This window comes from Variovorax brevis (genome assembly GCF_030317105.1).
Classification (GTDB): domain Bacteria; phylum Pseudomonadota; class Gammaproteobacteria; order Burkholderiales; family Burkholderiaceae_C; genus Variovorax; species Variovorax brevis.
In genome coordinates this window covers 77,128-94,498 of record NZ_JASZYG010000013.1, presented here as the reverse complement: position 1 = coordinate 94,498, position 17,371 = coordinate 77,128, and the positions used below count along the sequence as shown (strand labels likewise).

22 protein-coding genes and 3 pseudogenes are annotated in these 17,371 nt (G+C 65.0%); 9 read left to right on the top strand and 16 right to left on the bottom strand.

Translation table 11 applies throughout. From position 1 onward, the window contains the following. Positions 1 to 99: 99 nt before the first annotated feature. From QTI66_RS29985 to QTI66_RS29960, 7 genes and pseudogenes are all read right to left on the bottom strand, one after another. A pseudogene (locus QTI66_RS29985) lies at positions 100 to 737 on the bottom strand (aquaporin). Next, a pseudogene (locus tag QTI66_RS29980) lies at positions 734 to 1,006 on the bottom strand (low molecular weight phosphatase family protein); the annotation flags it as partial. The pseudogenes QTI66_RS29980 and QTI66_RS29985, both read right to left, overlap by 4 nt. 27 nt (positions 1,007 to 1,033) lie before the next feature. Then, a complete protein-coding gene (locus QTI66_RS29975) occupies positions 1,034 to 1,507 on the bottom strand; it encodes a pyridoxamine 5'-phosphate oxidase family protein (protein WP_286563928.1) in 474 nt (157 codons plus the stop codon). 107 nt (positions 1,508 to 1,614) lie between these two features. After that, positions 1,615 to 1,866, bottom strand: coding sequence for a hypothetical protein (locus QTI66_RS29970; RefSeq protein ID WP_286563927.1), 252 nt, complete (start codon positions 1,864 to 1,866; stop codon positions 1,615 to 1,617). 709 nt (positions 1,867 to 2,575) lie between these two features. Beyond that, positions 2,576 to 2,812, bottom strand: coding sequence for a hypothetical protein (locus tag QTI66_RS39670; protein WP_353506239.1), 237 nt, complete (start codon positions 2,810 to 2,812; stop codon positions 2,576 to 2,578). Next, the gene (locus QTI66_RS39665) at positions 2,809 to 3,153 is read right to left on the bottom strand and encodes an NAD(P)H-dependent oxidoreductase (protein WP_353506238.1); all 345 of its coding nucleotides are present in this window, start codon (positions 3,151 to 3,153) and stop codon (positions 2,809 to 2,811) included. The genes QTI66_RS39670 and QTI66_RS39665 overlap by 4 nt, the downstream gene beginning before the upstream one ends. Before the next feature lie 10 nt (positions 3,154 to 3,163). Then, a complete protein-coding gene (locus tag QTI66_RS29960) occupies positions 3,164 to 4,012 on the bottom strand; it encodes a universal stress protein (RefSeq protein ID WP_286563926.1) in 849 nt (282 codons plus the stop codon). Positions 4,013 to 4,164: 152 nt separating this feature from the next. On the opposite strand from QTI66_RS29960, the gene QTI66_RS29955 reads away from it, so the two are divergent. Further along, positions 4,165 to 4,365, top strand: a complete 201-nt coding sequence (locus tag QTI66_RS29955; protein WP_286563924.1) for a hypothetical protein — start codon at positions 4,165 to 4,167, stop codon at positions 4,363 to 4,365. A gap of 559 nt (positions 4,366 to 4,924) precedes the next feature. Here QTI66_RS29955 and QTI66_RS29950 read toward each other — a convergent pair. Continuing rightward, positions 4,925 to 5,269 (bottom strand): cytochrome C, encoded by a 345-nt coding sequence (locus QTI66_RS29950; RefSeq protein WP_286563922.1) that lies wholly within the window; start codon positions 5,267 to 5,269, stop codon positions 4,925 to 4,927. A 243-nt stretch (positions 5,270 to 5,512) separates the two neighbouring features. Here QTI66_RS29950 and QTI66_RS29945 point away from each other — a divergent pair, with 243 nt between their 5' ends. Next, positions 5,513 to 6,199, top strand: a complete 687-nt coding sequence (locus tag QTI66_RS29945) for a hemerythrin domain-containing protein (protein WP_353506237.1) — start codon at positions 5,513 to 5,515, stop codon at positions 6,197 to 6,199. 15 nt (positions 6,200 to 6,214) lie between these two features. Here QTI66_RS29945 and QTI66_RS29940 read toward each other — a convergent pair whose 3' ends face one another. Next, positions 6,215 to 6,712, bottom strand: coding sequence for a hypothetical protein (locus tag QTI66_RS29940; protein ID WP_286563920.1), 498 nt, complete (start codon positions 6,710 to 6,712; stop codon positions 6,215 to 6,217). 146 nt (positions 6,713 to 6,858) lie between these two features. Here QTI66_RS29940 and QTI66_RS29935 point away from each other — a divergent pair, with 146 nt between their 5' ends. Next, on the top strand, positions 6,859 to 9,231 hold the full coding sequence (locus QTI66_RS29935) for a phosphoketolase family protein (protein WP_286563919.1): 2,373 nt from the start codon (positions 6,859 to 6,861) through the stop codon (positions 9,229 to 9,231). Here QTI66_RS29935 and QTI66_RS29930 read toward each other — a convergent pair. Further along, positions 9,211 to 9,822 (bottom strand): exopolysaccharide biosynthesis protein, encoded by a 612-nt coding sequence (locus QTI66_RS29930; RefSeq protein ID WP_286563918.1) that lies wholly within the window; start codon positions 9,820 to 9,822, stop codon positions 9,211 to 9,213. The two genes, QTI66_RS29935 and QTI66_RS29930, sit on opposite strands and share 21 nt — an antisense overlap. A gap of 177 nt (positions 9,823 to 9,999) precedes the next feature. Between QTI66_RS29930 and QTI66_RS29925 the strand changes: the two are divergent. The 3 genes and pseudogenes from QTI66_RS29925 to QTI66_RS29915 all read left to right on the top strand — a co-directional run. Then, positions 10,000 to 10,532, top strand: a pseudogene (locus tag QTI66_RS29925) (MlaE family ABC transporter permease); the annotation flags it as partial. A 55-nt stretch (positions 10,533 to 10,587) separates the two neighbouring features. After that, complete coding sequence (locus QTI66_RS29920; protein WP_286563916.1) at positions 10,588 to 10,803, top strand: ABC transporter permease; 216 nt, start codon at positions 10,588 to 10,590, stop codon at positions 10,801 to 10,803. 298 nt (positions 10,804 to 11,101) lie between these two features. Beyond that, positions 11,102 to 11,686, top strand: coding sequence for an ABC-type transport auxiliary lipoprotein family protein (locus tag QTI66_RS29915; RefSeq protein WP_286563915.1), 585 nt, complete (start codon positions 11,102 to 11,104; stop codon positions 11,684 to 11,686). Position 11,687: 1 nt separating this feature from the next. Here QTI66_RS29915 and QTI66_RS29910 read toward each other — a convergent pair whose 3' ends face one another. Further along, on the bottom strand, positions 11,688 to 11,978 hold the full coding sequence (locus QTI66_RS29910; protein ID WP_286563914.1) for a hypothetical protein: 291 nt from the start codon (positions 11,976 to 11,978) through the stop codon (positions 11,688 to 11,690). 247 nt (positions 11,979 to 12,225) lie between these two features. Between QTI66_RS29910 and QTI66_RS29905 the strand changes: the two genes are divergently transcribed. Both QTI66_RS29905 and QTI66_RS29900 read left to right on the top strand, forming a co-directional pair. After that, positions 12,226 to 12,807, top strand: coding sequence for a hypothetical protein (locus QTI66_RS29905; protein ID WP_286563913.1), 582 nt, complete (start codon positions 12,226 to 12,228; stop codon positions 12,805 to 12,807). A gap of 133 nt (positions 12,808 to 12,940) precedes the next feature. Further along, entirely contained in the window at positions 12,941 to 13,327 is a 387-nt protein-coding gene (locus QTI66_RS29900; protein ID WP_286563912.1) for a universal stress protein, read from the top strand. Here the strand turns inward: QTI66_RS29900 and QTI66_RS29895 are convergent. Then, positions 13,324 to 13,596 carry a DUF4242 domain-containing protein gene (locus QTI66_RS29895; RefSeq protein WP_286563911.1) on the bottom strand — a complete coding sequence of 91 codons (273 nt, stop codon included), beginning with the start codon at positions 13,594 to 13,596 and terminating at the stop codon, positions 13,324 to 13,326. The two genes, QTI66_RS29900 and QTI66_RS29895, sit on opposite strands and share 4 nt — an antisense overlap. A gap of 219 nt (positions 13,597 to 13,815) precedes the next feature. On the opposite strand from QTI66_RS29895, the gene QTI66_RS29890 reads away from it, so the two are divergent. After that, positions 13,816 to 14,715, top strand: a complete 900-nt coding sequence (locus tag QTI66_RS29890) for a LysR substrate-binding domain-containing protein (RefSeq protein WP_286563910.1) — start codon at positions 13,816 to 13,818, stop codon at positions 14,713 to 14,715. A gap of 352 nt (positions 14,716 to 15,067) precedes the next feature. Here the strand turns inward: QTI66_RS29890 and QTI66_RS29885 are convergent, their stop codons facing one another. From QTI66_RS29885 to QTI66_RS29870, 4 genes are read right to left on the bottom strand one after another with little or no spacing between them, the layout of a single operon-like run. Continuing rightward, a complete protein-coding gene (locus QTI66_RS29885) occupies positions 15,068 to 15,622 on the bottom strand; it encodes a FadR/GntR family transcriptional regulator (RefSeq protein ID WP_286563909.1) in 555 nt (184 codons plus the stop codon). Further along, complete coding sequence (locus QTI66_RS29880; protein WP_286563908.1) at positions 15,607 to 15,792, bottom strand: hypothetical protein; 186 nt, start codon at positions 15,790 to 15,792, stop codon at positions 15,607 to 15,609. Before QTI66_RS29880 ends, QTI66_RS29885 begins: the two co-directional genes overlap by 16 nt. Before the next feature lie 31 nt (positions 15,793 to 15,823). Further along, positions 15,824 to 16,171 (bottom strand): PDZ domain-containing protein, encoded by a 348-nt coding sequence (locus QTI66_RS29875; RefSeq protein WP_286563907.1) that lies wholly within the window; start codon positions 16,169 to 16,171, stop codon positions 15,824 to 15,826. 1 nt (position 16,172) lies between these two features. Beyond that, positions 16,173 to 17,240 (bottom strand): S1C family serine protease, encoded by a 1,068-nt coding sequence (locus QTI66_RS29870; protein ID WP_286563906.1) that lies wholly within the window; start codon positions 17,238 to 17,240, stop codon positions 16,173 to 16,175. Positions 17,241 to 17,371: the final 131 nt, after the last annotated feature.

The window sequence follows — 17,371 nt, the reverse complement described above, 5'->3', positions numbered from 1 at the left end:
GGGCACTCGCTGACGCGCTGCTCCAGTTACCGGCAAAACACAGCAGGATCAAAGGGCTGCGTTCATTCAGTGCTCAAAGTTGGGCTAGGGACTGGGCCTTCAGCGCACGAATCGATTTACCGCGATACCGATTGCGACGCCGATCAACTCGGCCACCACAAAGCCGGTCGCACTTCCTGGGGCGATTCCGGAAAGGCTGTCACTGAACATGCGCCCGACACCGCCGCCGGGTTGGCGAAAGATGTGCTGGACGTGAACCAGTAGACCGCGCCGATGTAGAGGGCCACCAACTGTGCAGCCTTCCCCGCTGGCGCACGCAGGATCACCAGCACCAACCCCGCAGTGGCCACCAGTTCACCAAGCCATTGCCCCAAGCCGCTGCGCATCTTCGTACTCCATTGAAGGACGCTCATGTCGAACATGGCGTTTGCCAGCCACGCGCCCAGCATCGCACCCGTCAACTGGGCCGCTACGTAGGCGGCCAAGGTCGCCGCCGGCAGTTCGCGGCGCAGCGCCATGACGACGCTGACAGCCGGATTGAATTGCGCACCACTGACGGGACCGAAGACCTCGATCAGCACGTAGAGCGCGAACACGGTCGCGAGGGTATTGGCCAGCAGTGCGATGGCCACATTGCCCCCTGCGAGACGCTCGGCCATGATGCCCGAGCCCACCACCGCGCACAGCAAACCAGCCGTGCCCAGAAGCTCGGCCAGCGCCTTGCGCCAGAGGTTCATGGCTTGCCGGCCAGCTCTCGCGCCTGCGATTGGAGCATCAACTTGTCCACGCTGGCGAGCGGCAGGTTCACCAACAACTCGAGCCGGCGCCGAATGGCGTGCAGCGTCTGGCGAAAGGCTTCCAGCTTCTGTTCGGGCGACCCTTGCATTTCCGAAGGATCCGCGTAGCCCCAGTGCGCCGTCGCCGGTTGCCCGGGCCAATACGGGCAGACCTCGCCTGCGGCGTTGTCGCACACGGTGATGACGAGGTCCATGTGCGGTGCGTCAGGCTTGCCGAGGGACCGCGACCATAATGTCTAGGGCTTGCCGCCTTCGCAGTTCACAAGGTCCGCGTGCCCAAATCCTTTCGTATAGTCGAGCACCGAGACAATCTCCGGGACGACGCGAAAGATCGCAATATCCTCCGGCGCCGGCATTTTCATTTGTGCCATGTCTGGAGGTGCGTCCGGATACTTCAACGGCATCATCGCGATCACTTTCCTTGCCTCCCCAAGATCTGACACCCTGAGCGCTCGGGCAGACATTGACAAGCCGGTGATCGACATGAGGTCCGGCGTGTCGTGGTCGATCGTGATGGAGATGCGATTGTCCCGCGCCAGATTTTTGGCCTTCTGGCTCTCCAGGCCGCAAAGAAACCAAAGCGTGAGTTCCTCGTTCACATAGCCAACTGTCGTTGCCTGCGGCCATCCGTCATCACGCACTGTTGCAACAGTCATGATCCGGTGGCTGTGGAGCAACTCAAGAATTTTTTGTCTTAGCAGACTGTCCATGAAAGAACACCTCCATAGGTTTTGCCCCAAGAATCATCGAGCAATGGTGAATGCCGCATAACGCTGCAATGGAGCTCGTCAACATCCCCGTTCGACGCTTCTCGCGGTCAGGGTGCAGTGCGGTCCCGACCGAGGCAGATCCCCAAGTTCGCCAACCCGTTGAACAGCTCGCGCCAGACCGGTGTCCTTGCGCGTACCTTCGGTAACAGCATCCGTGCCTGCTTGCGGTGATGGTGCTTTGCGGGAACGCTTGGTGGCAGCGCCGTGCCCGGCATGATGGCGCCTCGCCGGTGCTGCGCGAGCAGCAGGCAAATGGACTGCAGCATCGCCGACAGCGCATCGTGCTCGTTCCAGATCAATGTGGGAGATGATTCTTGCCATCTGGTGCCTCCTGTCGGGCTACCCAAGATTCGCGCAACCGGCGACATGGGGCCTTGCGCCAGATCAACCTCGGCGCAGCCATTGACGGAGTCGGCACGCCGCTGCACGACGTCGCATTGCGCAGAAGAGCCGGCCAGCTACCTTTCCGGGTTGCGCCGGGCGGCTGCGTAGCCGTATCGGTTGCGTCGCTATCCGCCTTCACGGCGCCCCGACCACTTGCAGCCATCACACACGCTTGACGTCGACGGCCAGAAGTTGTCGCGAAGCCGCCATTCGCGCCTCGAGTCGATCGATGTCAAGCGGCAATCCATCAACGCCCGCGCTGCCCTTGCAGGCAAGACATGACCGTGCCTCGCAGTTCACTCTTGAGCTCATTCGCGCCCTGATCTCGGCCCCAGCGCACTGCGAGCCGATCTTGCTCGCCTGCCGGCTGGTCGTTCGTCGGCAACAGCATCATCGCTTGGCTGTTTGGTCCATCTGGCGAACTTTGCGGCGCGGCTGGGTCACACGGTAGAGCTTGCTTGAAAATGACTGGCAGTCTCCGGTGCACCTTCAATTGGAAAGCCGGTCGGCGAGCCTGCTTTCTTCAACCTGGAAATTCACGGCAAGCTGCACGCACTGTGACCTCGTTGATTTCACCCGCAATGCGCCACGCTTTTCATCGGCGGATCGCGTGGAGAGCAGCGCTCAAATCCCAGCCCTGCCCCAATGGGTCAACCTTTCGAGCCAGATGAGCCTTTGCTTCTCGCTGAGACCCTCCACCGAACCCACGATGGCGTCGCGCACCGGCGCGATGCCAACGAAGCCGAGGATGCTTCGTTTGAGCAGGCGCAAGCCGTGCGCGAAGAAGTACCAGCGGTAGATCGGCGCCGGCATGCCCATGGTGATGACCACGCGCGCACTTCGTCCGGCGAGCGGCTTCACGCGCATGCTCGGGCGATCCCGCGGCACGGCGAAGCCCGGCCGCAAGATCTGCTCCAGCAAAGCGCCGCGGGCATGTCGCCCAGCCATAGCGGAAAGACTATGAGCAGGTGCTGTGCATGGCCGATGGCTTCCTGCGCGGCCGACAACTGCGGCGGCAGCGTGCCGGCCTCCCATTCGGCCTTGCTCCGCAAGAATTCGAACTCCAGGGAGCCGACGTCGATCGATGAAACCTCATGGCCCGCGCTGCGTGCACCGTCGGCGTACGCTTGGGCCAGCGCATGGCAGAAGTGCGGCGCACGGCCATCCGGGTGCCCCTGGATGATGACGATGCGGCTTGCCATCCAGGCGCCCTCAATGCGCCATCAGCACGGGTACGGTCATCTGCGCCAGGATCTGCCGCGTGACACCGCCGAGCATCAGTTCGCGAAAGCGCGAGTGGCCATAGCCGCCCATGACGAGCAGGTCCGCGCCCGTGTCGGCGATGCGCGACAGCATTGCGTTGGCCATGTCGATGTCCACGGCATTGACGTCGCGTTCTGCGCTCGCAGCGATCCCGTGGCGGCGCAGGAAGTGGATCACGTCGGACAGCAGCAGGCGCTGGTCGGCGTCGACGTCGTCCACGTCCAGGTAGCTCACGAGCGTTACCTTGCCGCAGCGTTGCAGTGCCGGCACTGCGGCACGGACCGCCACGGCGGCCTGCCGCGAACCATCCCATGCGACGAGCGCGCTTCCGGGAATGGCGTCGAAGCGGCCCGCGTAAGGCAGGAACAGCACCGGGCCGCCGGCTTCCATCAGCACGCGCTCGGCCAAGCCGACCGCCCTGGCGTCTGACTGGGCGGATGGATCATGTTGCCCGAGCACGATCAGGTCGGCTGTGCGGCCGTGGCGCACGACGGAGTCGATGGCCGGCGCATCCACCAAGCGCACCTCGTACGAGAGCGCGCCCGGCCCGCTGATGCTTTCCCTGAATTCCCGGGCGATGTGTTCAGCCCGCTCACGCAGGAATTGTGCGGACTGCGCGATGAAATCGGTGGTGCCCGTGGCAATGGCACCTGCTGGGATCACGCCGTCATACAGGCCCGTCGGCACGACGCCCACGAGGTGGCTCTCGTGGCTCCGCGCCCATGCGGTGGCAAGCGTTGCGCGTGCCCGGCACCGGTCCCAATGGTCCAAGTGCACGAGAATGGTTCGATAGCTCATGGATTGACCCTTCAAGCAAGGGCGCCTAGGCGCTCGATTCGTGTGCGCCCATGATGGAATGCGCCACATCGGGGAGCCTTGACGAGGATCAAGGCAAAGCGCGACGGGCACTTCAAACTGTGCCAGGCGACGCCTCCGTCTCCGCTTTCCTCATGCTGCTGACGACGGCCATTGCCTTCCCGGCGCGCGACACCGATGCCGGGCCGGACGCAATGATCGAGGCGTACAGCCAGCAAGTCGATCGTCGACTGCCCGTACCGGCTGATGTGGCAGTCCGCTGCGGCAGCCTGCTCGAACCGGCCGGCATCGCCATGCCATCGCCCCAGTACCTTGCACTGTCGACCGCAGCATGACGCACTTGCACATCGGCGCCTCGCCCGTGTCGACGGGGCGCGGCGACGAGTTGGATCACTTCGAGACCCCCGTGGGCGTGTTCGCATTCACTGGACGATCCGGATTTTCGGCCGGGGGGCCATTCAACGAGAACGGCATTCGCGGCTATGGCGTCAGAGGCATGCGCGTGTTCGATCTTGGCTGGCAGCAGGCCATGCGGCTTTGGGGCGCCGGCGGCATGGGAAAGATGCGCCTCCAGGTGCACGCCCACCGATCCGGACCGTCTGGAGCAGTGTCTGGGCACCGTGCAGTCCGAAGGCTGCATCCGATGCCCACCAGACTCAACCGCCTGCTGGACCGCTACGCATCCTCGATGCCCACCACCTGGCGGCGACCGAGGGCCTGCACCTGTGGGTGTTGCCGCAGGCCAGGTGCCCGTCGCAGATGCCGGTTGCCATGTCGTCGTGATCGATTCGAGCGCCAGCGAGCGTCCGCTCTGGTCGCCGCTGCCACGGGCGATCCACCCGGCGCCGTCGGTATCCCGCCGTAAGCGTGAATAATGAAGGCTCCGCGTCGCCATCATGGTGACGACGCAGGGCGACGCGCCCGGCTCGCAGGCACCGTGACAGGAACCACGGCACCCACCATGCTCGGAGCCTGGAAGTCGTAGAAGCGTGTGTTGAGGTAACGCGTCACGTTCTGGATGTCTTCCTCGTTCCAGTTCAATGCCGCCACACCCTGCCAGCGCCTGACCTGGAACTGCAGGCTGTTCCAGTCGGTTGCCAGCCGCCGCTCGCGCCAGTGAACCGACGTCGAATGGCATTCGAGGCAGTGATCGTTGTAGAGCAGGTAGCCTCGCGCCTGCGCGCTTGCCTGGCCGCTCCATAGCGACAGGGCGGCCAGCACGCCGATCGCCATTTGCATGGCTCGCGCCCTGAGTCGGCGTTGATCCGCCGTCACCATATGCTGCATGTCTGACTCCCGGTTTCAGCCGAATTTGGCTCACCGGGCGATGGTGGCCCTGCGCGGCACCAGAGGTCTTGCGCTGCATCAATACCTGCGCCCAATGCGCGTTCCGTCATCCGCGGGACAGGCAGGCCGGGCGCACCGATACGCCCTGAAAGATCGTCTTTCCTTGACCTGTCTCAACCCCCAACACGCCGGACAATGCAGGCTGGGGTTGTCGACCGCATTTTTGGGAGCACCACCATGACACCTGCCAGCCTGAACGTCATCCGGCATGAGCACCGGGCCTTGTCGGCCATGCTGCGCTCCATCGTCCTGATGCTCGATTTCCACCGGAAACGCGGCACGGTGCCCGATCTCGATGCGCTTCAGGCCATGCTCTTCTACGTCGATGAGTTTCCTGAAAAGCTCCACCACCCCAAGGAGACGAGCCTGCTGTTTCCAAAGCTGCGGGGACGTACGCAACACATGGATGAAGTCCTCGAACGGCTGGATCGGGAGCACGAGAAAGGTGGACTGGCCATTCGCGAACTCGAACACGCGCTGATCGCCTTCCGGGTCATGCGAGGCACCGTACAGGAGGCGTCGCGCCGCGATGCCTTCGAATCAGCGGTCAAGGACTATGTTTCGTTCTACCTCGGACACATGGCCGTCGAGGAAGCCGAGGTCCTGCCGTTTGCGCAGGGCGTCCTGCAGCGCGAAGACTGGGCGGAGATCGACAAGGCATTCCTGCAGAACCGCGACCCGCTGGCCGGCTACGAAGCGGACGAGGCGTACCGGCCTCTGTATATGACCATCCTCTCGGCGCTGCAGCACTCCGGCAATTTCGCCTCGGTGCTCGAAGCCCTGGCAGGCACCGCTCAACCGCAATTCTCGTCGCCCCGCTGATCGCCGCACTGATGCTCAGTCACACCCACCATGACGGTGCCCCGGCCCACCCGGCATCGCGCTTTCGCGGTCCAGCATCATCTGCATCATCATTTCCATCATGCCCATGCGGCGCTCCACCGAATCCATGTTCCGCGGCGTCGAATGACCCGTCATGCCGCTGTGGTCCATCGGCATGGCGCCGTCCATCGGTGCCATCATGGCCATGCCGTCCTGCATGATCTTGCGCTGCTCGTCCATGAGCGCGCAGCGTTGCGCGGGCGTGGTGGCGGCCATCAGCTTCTGATGCATTTCGCGCATCGCCCGCATCTGGCGGTCGGCCATGGGGGCGCTGGCCTGGGTCGCGTCCGCAGGTCCAGCTTGCGCGACCTTGTAGTCGCTCCCTTGGGAAAACACGCCGCCGGGAAACGAATTGCAGCCGGCAAGGGCCGTCGCCGCCATGACCAGGCAGGTGTTTCTGAAGCTGATCCGACTTGCCCTGCGACGTTGATGCACCGTGTCCATATGCTGCATGTTCGACTCCCGTTCTCAGCCGAATTTGGCTCACCGGGCGATGGTGTTCCTGGGCGATGCGAGGCGTCTTGCGCTGCGTCAACACATGTCGCGAAGGCGGATCCCATCATCCGCAGTCAGGCCACCCACACTGAGAAAGGCTTTCGATGAACAACCGGCACGGTGACGATTTCAAGCGCCTCGACGCGTGGTGGCGCGCGGCCAACTACCTTTCCGTCGGACAGATCTACCTGATGGACAACCCGTTGCTGCGCGAGCCCCTGACGCTCGAGCACATCAAGCCGCGCCTGCTCGGCCACTGGGGCACCACACCGGGCCTGAATTTCATCTACGCCCACATGAACCGCGCCATCAATGCGCGCGACCTCAACGCCATCTACATTGCCGGCCCCGGGCACGGGGGACCGGGGGTCGTGGCCAATGTGTACCTGGAAGGCACGTACAGCGAGGTCTACCCTGCCATCACGCGCGACGCTGCGGGGCTCAAGCGCCTGTTCACCCAGTTCTCCTTTCCGGGCGGCATCCCGAGCCACGTGGCACCTGAAACTCCCGGCTCCATCCACGAAGGCGGCGAACTGGGCTATGCGCTGCTGCACGCTTACGGCGCCGTGTTCGACAACCCCGACCTGCTGGCCTGCTGCGTGATCGGCGATGGCGAGGCCGAAACGGGCGCGCTCGCCGCAAGCTGGCACTCCAACAAGTTCCTCAACCCGGCACGCGATGGCGCCGTGCTGCCCATCCTCCACCTCAATGGCTACAAGATCGCGGGCCCCACGGTGCTGGCGCGCATCGGCGACGAGCAATTGGCGCAACTGATGCGTGGCCATGGCTACGAGCCGCGCTTCGTGTCGGGTGGCGAGCCCTTTGCGATGCATGCCGCGATGGCCGACGCGCTCGATGCATCGGTCGATGCCATTCGCGCCATCCAGAATGAGGCGCGCGAGGACGGCTTCACCGCACGCCGGCGCTGGCCCATGATCGTGCTGCGTTCGCCCAAGGGCTGGACGGGACCGAAGGTCGTCGACGGCGTGGCCGTGGAAGGCACATTTCGCGCGCATCAGGTTCCGCTCACCGGCTTTGCGGAAGATGAAACCCACATCCGCCTGCTCGAAGACTGGATGCACAGCTACCGCCCCGACGAACTGTTCGACGCGAGCGGCGCCCTGCGCGCGGAAATCGCCGATCTCGCGCCGCGCGGCACGCGCCGCATGAGCGCCAACCCGCACGCCAACGGCGGGCTGCTGCTGCGGGACCTCGCCCTGCCCGACTTTCGCGACCATGCGGTGGACGTGCCCACGCCGGGCGCCGTGCGCGCCGAAGCGACGCGCGTCACCGGCAACTTCCTGCGCGATGTGATGCGCATGAACGAAGCCGCCGCCAACTTCCGCATCATGGGCCCGGACGAAACGGCGTCGAATCGGCTGGGCGCCGTGTTCGAGGTGAGCGACCGCACGTCGACCGCGCAGATCGAGCCCGGCGACGACCACGTCTCGCCCGCCGGCCGCGTGATGGAAGTGCTCAGCGAACACCTGTGCCAGGGCTGGCTCGAAGGCTACCTGCTCACCGGCCGGCACGGCTTCTTCTCGTGCTACGAGGCCTTCATCCACATCATCGATTCGATGCTCAACCAGCACGCCAAGTGGCTCAAGACCACGCGCGACATTGCGTGGCGGCGGCCCGTCGCATCGCTCAACTACCTGCTCACCAGCCACGTCTGGCAGCAGGACCACAACGGCTTCAGCCACCAGGACCCCGGTTTCATCGACCACGTGGCGAACAAGAAGGCGCAGATCGTGCGGGTGTACCTGCCGCCCGATGCGAACACATTGCTGTCGGTGGTCGACCACTGCCTGCGCAGCCGCGACTACGTGAACGTGATCGTCGCCGGCAAGGCGCCGGCCCCGCAATGGCTGGACATGGCCGCGGCCGAGCGGCACTGCAGTGTGGGCGTGGGGGTGTGGGAGTGGGCGAGCAATGACGAAGGCGTGGCGCCCGATGTGGTGATGGCCTGCGCCGGCGACGTGCCCACGGTGGAGACGCTGGCGGCCATCGACATCCTGCACAGGGAAGTGCCCGACCTGAAGGTGCGCGTGGTGAACGTGGTGGACTTGATGGCGCTGCAGGCGCCGCTGGCGCATCCGCACGGGCTGAGCGACGCGAGCTTCGATTCGATGTTCACCACCCATGCCCCGGTGATTTTCGCTTTTCACGGCTATCCGGCGCTGATCCACCGGTTGACTTACCAGCGCACGAACCACGTGAACTTCCACGTGCACGGCTACCAGGAAGAAGGCACGACCACGACGCCCTTCGACATGACGGTGCTCAACCGGCTGGACCGCTTTCACCTGGCGGCCGACGCCATCCATCGCGTGCCACGCATCCGCGACGTGGCCGGCCATGTGCAGCAACGTCTGCGCGACCGCCTGCTGGAGCACGATGCCTACATCCGGCGCCACGGCACCGACATGCCGGAGGTGGCGAACTGGCGCTGGCCTTCACGTCCACCGCAGTCGTAGTGCGGCAAGCGCGGCTTCCGAAAGCCCGAACACCACCGCAGCCGCCAGCAGCAACGTGGCAAGGCCGAGCGCATAGCCCGCGAGCACGAAGCGGCCATCGCCGCGCAGTGCGCCGAAAGACAACAGAACCAGCGTGAGCGCCGCCGGGATGTTGACCAGCGGAAGCGGCAGCACCAGCACGATGGCGATCAACACGCCGAAGGCGCTCGCAATGCGCGTGGCCGCACCCGTCGCAAGCGCCGGCCATCGCACATGCATGCCTGCCAGCCGACGCGCGTGGAAGGCCTGCATCCGCGTCACGATGGCGGTGAAGTCCGAGCGCGCCAGCGAGCGCGCAGCCACCCAGCGGGGCAACCAGGGCTTCGCGCCGATGGCCAGCTGCGTACTGAAAAACAGCAGCGGCAGCCCCAGCACGGTAGAGGTGCCCGGCAAGGACGGCAGCGCGTTCGGCAACGCGAACAGCAGCATCAGCAGGTGGCCGCTCGCACTGCCGAGCGCTGCCAGCATGTCGGCCACGCAGATGCGTTCGTGGTCCGTTTTCGTTGCCAGGTCGACCAGGCGATGCAGGTAGTCGTCTTGCGCTGCAGTCAAGCTCGACTCCCGGCATCCGTGGCACCGAACGAAAGACCGCTTCGGACAGGCGGAAGGCATCTGCCGATGCACGCGATGGCCACGGCTTGATCGCGCGCAAGACAGCCCTCGTGCTTTGCCCCTGGATTGACGCCTTTATCCGACGACCGCCCGCGCTCGTCCGACGTCGCTGGAGGGGTGCGACTGTTCGAATCGTCTCTCCGGAGTGAAAGCATCGCCAAGTGGCCGTCCGATCGAAGTCTCGCCCGCCCCGCGGCATTTCTCGGGAATCTGCTCATCTCGGGGAGCGCCGCGCTGGGCGGCCAATGGCAGTTCCGCGCCAGGGACTTCGTGCGCATTCTGGCGGATTGCAGCGCCAAGGCGCGGGTGATCGTCGTGGTGGTCAATTCGCTGGTCGGCGCCATCCTGACTTTTGTCGGCGCGGTGCAACTTGCCAAATTCGGCACGGGCATTTTCGTGGCCGACCTGGTGGGCATTGCGGTCGCCCGCGAGATGGCGGCCATCATCACCGCTGTGGTGATCGCCGGTCGACCGGCGCGGCCTTCGCAGCGGAACTGGCCACCATGCAGGCGAACGAGGAGATCGATGCACTCAAAGTGCTTGGCCTGAGGTCCATCGATTTCCTCGTGCTGCCCCGGGTTGCCGCGCTGCTGCTGATGATGCCGATGCTCCATGTCTTCGCCTGCGTTGCAGGCCTGTTCGGCGGCATGGTCGTTTCGACCATCATGCTCGATGTATCGCCCACGGCCTACCTGTTGCGCACCAATGACGCTGGCGGCAACGCATCTGGGGCTGGGCATCGCCAAGTCATTTGCATTCGGCGTGCTGATCGCCATGGTGAGCTGCTACCACGGCCTGCGCGCCAACCGCGACGCCGAGGGCGTCGGCATCGCCACGACCCAGGCGGTGGTGACCAGCATCGTCGGCATCATCCTGCTGGGCGCCGTGTTCGCCCTGTGTGCCAACGCGCTGGACCTCTGACATGGCCGTTCTGCTTGTCGGCGGTCTGGAAATGCGCTTTGGCGACCGGCTCATCCATAAGCATGTGTCCTTCCAGGTGGAGAAGGGTTGCATCTTCGCGGCCATCGGAGGCAGCGGCTGCGGCAAGAGCACCTTAGCGTCTGGCCGGGATCGCCGCGCCGGATGCGTCGCTGCGCACAGACCTCGAAGCCGCCGTCGCTGATCTGTCGCGGGCGGCGCGCAGCCTTCGCTCCTTCGAGGAAATCCTCGAAGAAAAGCCCAACGCCGGGAACGAGGCGCGAATGAAGATCCTGGGCTGGTGGCGTCGTGCATTGCCGCATGCGTGCTCGCGGGCTGCGCCTCGGGGCCGGCGCTCCTGTTGGTCACGCTGCCCTCCATCGAGTCCCCCGCGGCTTCAGCGGCGAGCACTGCAGCGCCGCCCGGCCTGCTGCTGGTGCGGCGGCTGGATATTCCGGAATACCTGATGGTGCAGCGCATGCGATACCGCAGCACGGACGACAGCACGCTGGCCGAATGGCCCCATGCCATGTGGGCTGAGCGCATCGAGGTCGGCATCACGCGCGAGTTCAAAAACGCCTTGCGCCAGCGCCTGCCCGGATGGCAAGTCTGCGAGGCCAACTGTGGCGAGCGCGGGCCGGTCCTGGCTCTGCAGGTGATGCGCATCGACTTTGTTCGCAGTGAGCGGCGACTTTACGCTGCCGTGCGACTGTCGCTCTGGACAATGGATCGCCCTCCCCGCCCCCTGCGAACAGAGGAGCATGCCTACGTTCTCGAAGGCGATGCAGACTCGCCTCAGCCGCATGCCCGCACGGTGTCGGCCTTTCTCGCCCGCGCAGCCAGCGATGCAGCGCTGGCCGTCGTCGTGCCTGCGATACGGCGGTGATTCAATTCACGCCGTCCGCCTCAAGCAAGAACCCAAGAGCGAAGTCGGCGTTCTCCAGCACCACGGGCTTGCCGGGCTCTCGTCGATAACGCTGCATGGCCGTTTCGCCGATCTGTTCAAAGTGGTCGCAGCATGCCTCCACCAGGCTGTCTGCGCCGCCGTGCGCGCCAAAGATGTCGCGCAGCGCGTCTTCGGAGATCTGGGCGACGACACGGGGGCCGTTGCTGCCCTCCGGATAGATCGCGAACAGAACGCTCGCCCGGTCGAAGCAATGGATCGCATCGCAGTTCATGGCTCGTCTCCTGTATTGCGCACACGCCGTGGTGCGCAAGGCTCACCGGTAAGAAGCGTCGCACCGTGTGGACGAAGGGGTCTTGCGTCAGATCAACAAATCCCTTCGCGCGGATCTGAATGCCTGACGCTTCGGCACTGCAGGCCTTGATGCAACGCAATAGCGCCAGCCGTTGCCAAATTGACAATGTCCCGCATGCATTGAAACCAGGAGGCGTGTCATGCGCTGGACGACTCTTCTCCCTCTTGTGCTGCTGACCGCCTTGGGCGCGTCGGCGCAGTACACAGACAACACCGCGCCCGGTCAGTTGAGCCCCGCGTCAACGCCGCGCCAGAAGGCCGGGGACACAGCAAGAAGAGCTGCCCAAGACGCGCAGATCGCCGCGCAGAAGGCCGCCGATGCAGCCAAAGCCGCCGCCGACCAGAGCGCGCTGAGTGCCGGCAAGATCTCCAGGGCGATCGCCGAAGGCATCCGGCGTGCAGCGCAGAAGGCCGCCGAGTCGGCGACACGGTTCCAGGCGAAGGCCGCCGAATCCGCGAAACAAGCGCTCGACGCCGGCAAGGATGCCGCGCGCAAGGCCGAAGAAGAAAGCACGAAGGCTACCGCCGCCACGCGGGAAGCACTCGATCGCGCCGACGAAGCGCTGAGAAGCGCGATGGCGTCCAGCAAGGAGGAAGCCGAACGGGCGGCAGAGGCGGCGCGCTCTGCCCTGCAAAGGGCCGAAGAAGCCACCCGCCAGGCAGCCCAGGCGGCGAAGGAAGCGGCCGCAAAGGCCATCGAAGCGGCAATGGCACCCAAACCTTCTGCGCAGCAGCCCCCGAAAAAATGAGCCCGCTTCGCAGACGCTGCTTGCGGGCTGAATGCGCGGACGTGGTGTATTGCGCGCTGGAGGCAAGTGCATCCCCGCCAGCAGCGCCCTGGTTGATTTGGCGCAACCCCCCCGCTCAGGCCGCCCGCCAAGAATGAAGTCCGTCTACGCCGCGATGGTGGCCTTCCCTCTTCCCGGAACCCCAATAGGAGTGACTATGTACGGACATATTCTCGTCCCGCTCGATGGCAGTGCGACCTCCGAGCGCGGCCTGCGCGAAGCCGTCCAGCTTGCAAGCGAACAGAAGGCCAAGGTGCGGCTGCTGCACGTGATCGACGACTTTCCCTTGCTGGTGCAAATGTCGTCGGCCTTCAACTTCGGGAACCTGATGGCCGAGGCCCGGGTGGCCGGTGAGCAATTGCTGGCAAAAGGCCGCGAGGTGGCGGCCAACGCGGGCTTGCAGGCCGAAACGGCCCTGCTCGAGCAGCGGCCGCTGCGGACACGGCGCCAAGCGATTGACACCGGACCCGGCGGTGCTTAGTAGGCCGTCATCGGCTCGATGATCTGGCGCACTTCGGTGACCTTGCTGGCCGGGAAGCCGCTGAGCGTGGCGTGCTCGTGCACCAGCGACTCGTCGTCGGCCAGGTAGACGCAGAAGGTCTTGTCGTCGACCACATAGGAGTGCACCCACTGCACTTTGCCCGACAGCGTGGCCAGCGCCGCATTGGAGACCGCCGAGGCCGCCTTGAGTTGCTGGCCGTCCAATTTCCCCACGCCGGGCAGGTTTCGTTCGATCAGATAGCGCTTCATTGCTTGCTCCTTGCAAAAGTGCCCGCAGCAAGAAAAGGAACCTGCGGCCACGCTGCGGGAGAGGCGACCGGTCGGCACGTCCAAGTGGCAAGACCGTATTGGGATGAGATGAGTCTTGCTCGGGCTCGTCGTGTGCAAATATTGCTTGCTACCGTACTGAAGCTCAAACGCTTTGTAGGGCGTTCACATGAGCCAGACTCAGGCGTAAGATGGCCCGGCATGAGCCTGTCGGCCACTTTGCTGAACCAATTGCGCGCCTTCGAGGCGGTCGCCCGACAAGGCAGCTTCAAGCGCGCGGCGAGCGAACTGAACGTGACGGAGTCGGCGCTGAGCCATCACGTCAGGCACCTCGAAGAACACCTGGGCATTGCATTGCTGCGGCGCCTGCACCGCCGCATCGAAGTGACGCAAGAGGGCCAGCGCCTCAGCATGGAGTGCACAGCAGGGCTCCAGGCCCTCGAGCGCGCGGTGGGCCAACTCACGCTCGCCGATGCGCAGCACACGCTGACCATCAGCGTGGCGCCGTACTTTTCAGCCCGCTGGCTCACGCCGAGGCTGGGACGCTGGTGGGAACGACATCCCAACATCGACCTCCAGCTGCGCCATGCCTATCAGCCCGCGGACTTCCTGCATGACCGGGTCGATGGCGGCATCAGCTGGGGCCATGGCAACTGGGATGAAGCGGAAGTGCGAAAGGTGCTCCCCGGCGAACTCGTCGCGGTCTGCAGCCCCGCCTTGGCCCATGCACTCGCGCGGGGTTCGGCATTGGAAGCGCTGGCGCGGCAACGACTGATGTGCGAATTCGACCGGCAGCATTGGGATGCCTGGTTTCGCAATGCAGGCCATGCCGTCGTCTCCCGCAAGCTCGATGTGATCGTGATCGACGATTCGCACGCGCTGCGCCGGGCCGCGCTGGACGGCCACGGCGTGGCGCTTTTCTTCCGCGGCCTGTTGCAGGAGGACCTGGCATCGGGCCAACTTGTGCAGATGCTCGCCGTGAAGGTCGACCCCGGCGCCGCCTACTACTTCGTGCGTCCCAAGGGAAAACCGGTGGGCGCCAAGCTGGCCGCGTTCCAGCGCTGGCTGCTGGAAGAGGTGCGGCGCTCGCCTTTCGCATAGGCTTGCTTCGAGCATCACTGCCAACGTCTAACAGGAATATCTCGACGGTTGCGCCAAGCTGGGGCCATGACCCAGGAGAATCCATGACAGAGCACAAGGCACGCGAAACCACCGACGAGAAGGCCGACGCCATGGCCGCCTGAGCGGTCGCGAAGCTACGAAGGCCCTGGCGCGGCTGTACGAGTCGTCGCGCCACGGGCCTCGACGCCGGAAGTCCGCCTCTCCGCCTTCCATAAGGAATAAGCGGCAGATCGCGTACTGGGAACGCTGGGTCAACGCGCCAAGTTTGCAGGCGTAGTGATCGGCATCACGATAGCCGCATCACGATTGCGTAGAGCGTCGAGCTGGCGCGTCAAGTCCATTCCCGACGCGATGCCACCCAACGATCCTGGGAAGCCTGAAGGTGCGAACGCATGGCCGTCTGCGCGGCAATCACATCCCGGCTTTCAATCGCTCGCAGGATCGCCTCATGCTCGCGCAGCGCCTCCATCCACGTTTCGGTGCTTTCCGAGCGCACCCTGAGCTGGGACGAGAGCGGGCTTCTGTGGCGTTCGTCGAACAACTCCCTGACCAGACGCTCCATGACGGAGTTGCCCGTCATTGCGGCAATGGCCAGGTGAAACGCGCGGTTCTCCTTCAAAGGCGGTCGATTTCCTTCGATCGCCGCCCGCATCTCCCCCAACGCATTCGATACCGTCGCAATTCCTTCGGGCGTTGACATGCCGCACGCCAGCGCCACGACGGAACCTTCAAACGCCGAACGCGCCTGCATCAACTCGATCGGACTCTCGCCCAACGATGCGGTCGCTTGCGGGGTGCGCGCCGTCGCCGCGCAGACATACACGCCGGCACCCATGCGCACTTCGACGCTGCCGTCGATCTCGAGCGCGATCAGCGCGTCACGCACTGACGGGCGCGATACGCCCAAGTGCTGCGCAGCCGCCCGTCGCAAAGGTGCAGGCCTGCATCGAGTGGGAAACCCCAGCGGCGGCCCATCCATCGCTTCTTGGCGATGGGCGCGGTGTTCGCCACGCTGAGCAACAACAGCAGTTGGAAACCGGACAGCAGCTCATTCATCCTTGGAATCGCCCGCCTGCGGATCGTGCTGTCAGTACCGCTGGATAGCCACATAGCTCGTGATCTGCCCGCGCACGACCAGCACAGCGACCTGTTCGTCATCCCTGACCGTCTTCAAGGCGGCCTCCAGCTCGTCAGGGTTCGAGACGGCCATATCGTCGATGGCGAGGATGCGATCACCGGCGCGAATTCCGGCTCGCCGCGCCGCTCCGCTCACTGCCCGCACATAGATGCCCGCTGGCAACATTCCTGTGCCTTGTGCCGCCGACCGTTCGACGACCGCCAGCCCCAGCCGGAAATCCTGCGGGTCAGCTGCCGCGTCTGCAGGACGTTGCGACACGTCAGGTGGCACTTCCACGGTGGTCACTTTTACCTGCATTTCAGCGCGACGCCTCCACACCCCCCAGCACCAGTGCGGTGCCCGGCCGCGTGGACGCGATGCGTTCCTGGAGCTCGGCATAGGACTTGACATAGACGCCGTTGACGGCCGTCAGCACATCCCCGGTACGCACGCCGGCGAGCGCGGCCGGACCGCGCGGATCCACGGAGCCCACCAGCGCACCACGCCTGTCCGTTCCAAAGGCCTGGGCCAGTTCGGGGCTCAACGCTTGGGAGTGCGCACCGATCATCGAGCGGGACACATGGCCGTTGGCGCGCAATTCTGCGGCGATGCGCAGGACCAGGTCGATCGGCAAGCTCAAGGACACGCCCGCGTAGTTGCCCGCGGTCGAGTGAAGCATCGAGTTCATGCCGACGACTTCCCCGCGCCGGTTGAACAGCGGGCCGCCCGAGCTGCCCGGACTCAACGCCACATCCGTCTGGATGAGCGGCGTTCCGCTTTCACCGGCGATGTAGCGCAGGCTTGCACTGACCACACCCGCGGAGACGCTCTGCTCGAGTCCGAGCGGCGAGCCCAGCGCGGCCACCCATTCACCAGCACACAGCAAGGCGCTCTCGGCAATGGCAGCGACCGGCAAGCCCGTCGCCGCGATCTTCAGCAAGGCGATGTCGGTGCGCTTGTCCAGGCCGATGACTTCGGCCTTGAAACGGCGCTCATCTTCAAGCCGCACCCAAACATCACGGGCACCCGCAACGGCATGGGCATTGGTCAGGATCTCGCCGTCCTGGCGAACGATGAATCCGGACGCCATGCTGCGGCCTGGGCTGGGCGCCCATTGAGCGTCCCGCAGATGCGCGCCACCCACAAGTGGTGCCTGCCCGACGTCGCCGGCGACGTCCCATGCGTCGTCGCGCGTGACGACGAGACTGACCACCGTGGGGGCCTCGCGCGCGACCGCAGCCACGAAATCAGGGTAAGGGCTGGTCCAGACCCCTCGATCCGCGCAGGAAGGCCCCGGCGCTGCGGGGAGGACCAAGGCAGGCCACGCGCCCAGCGCCGCGGTGGCAATGACCCCTGCAATTGAACGTGGGCTCAGGTGCTTGGCCATGCGGCCATCATCACACGCATGGCCACTGAAGACCTTGCGCTGGCGCAAATCAAGGCCGTTGCGTGCATGGGTCCGTGGCTGGAAATGTCCTGCCGCCCGTGCGTCGCCGACGAGGCGGCACGTTGCCCACG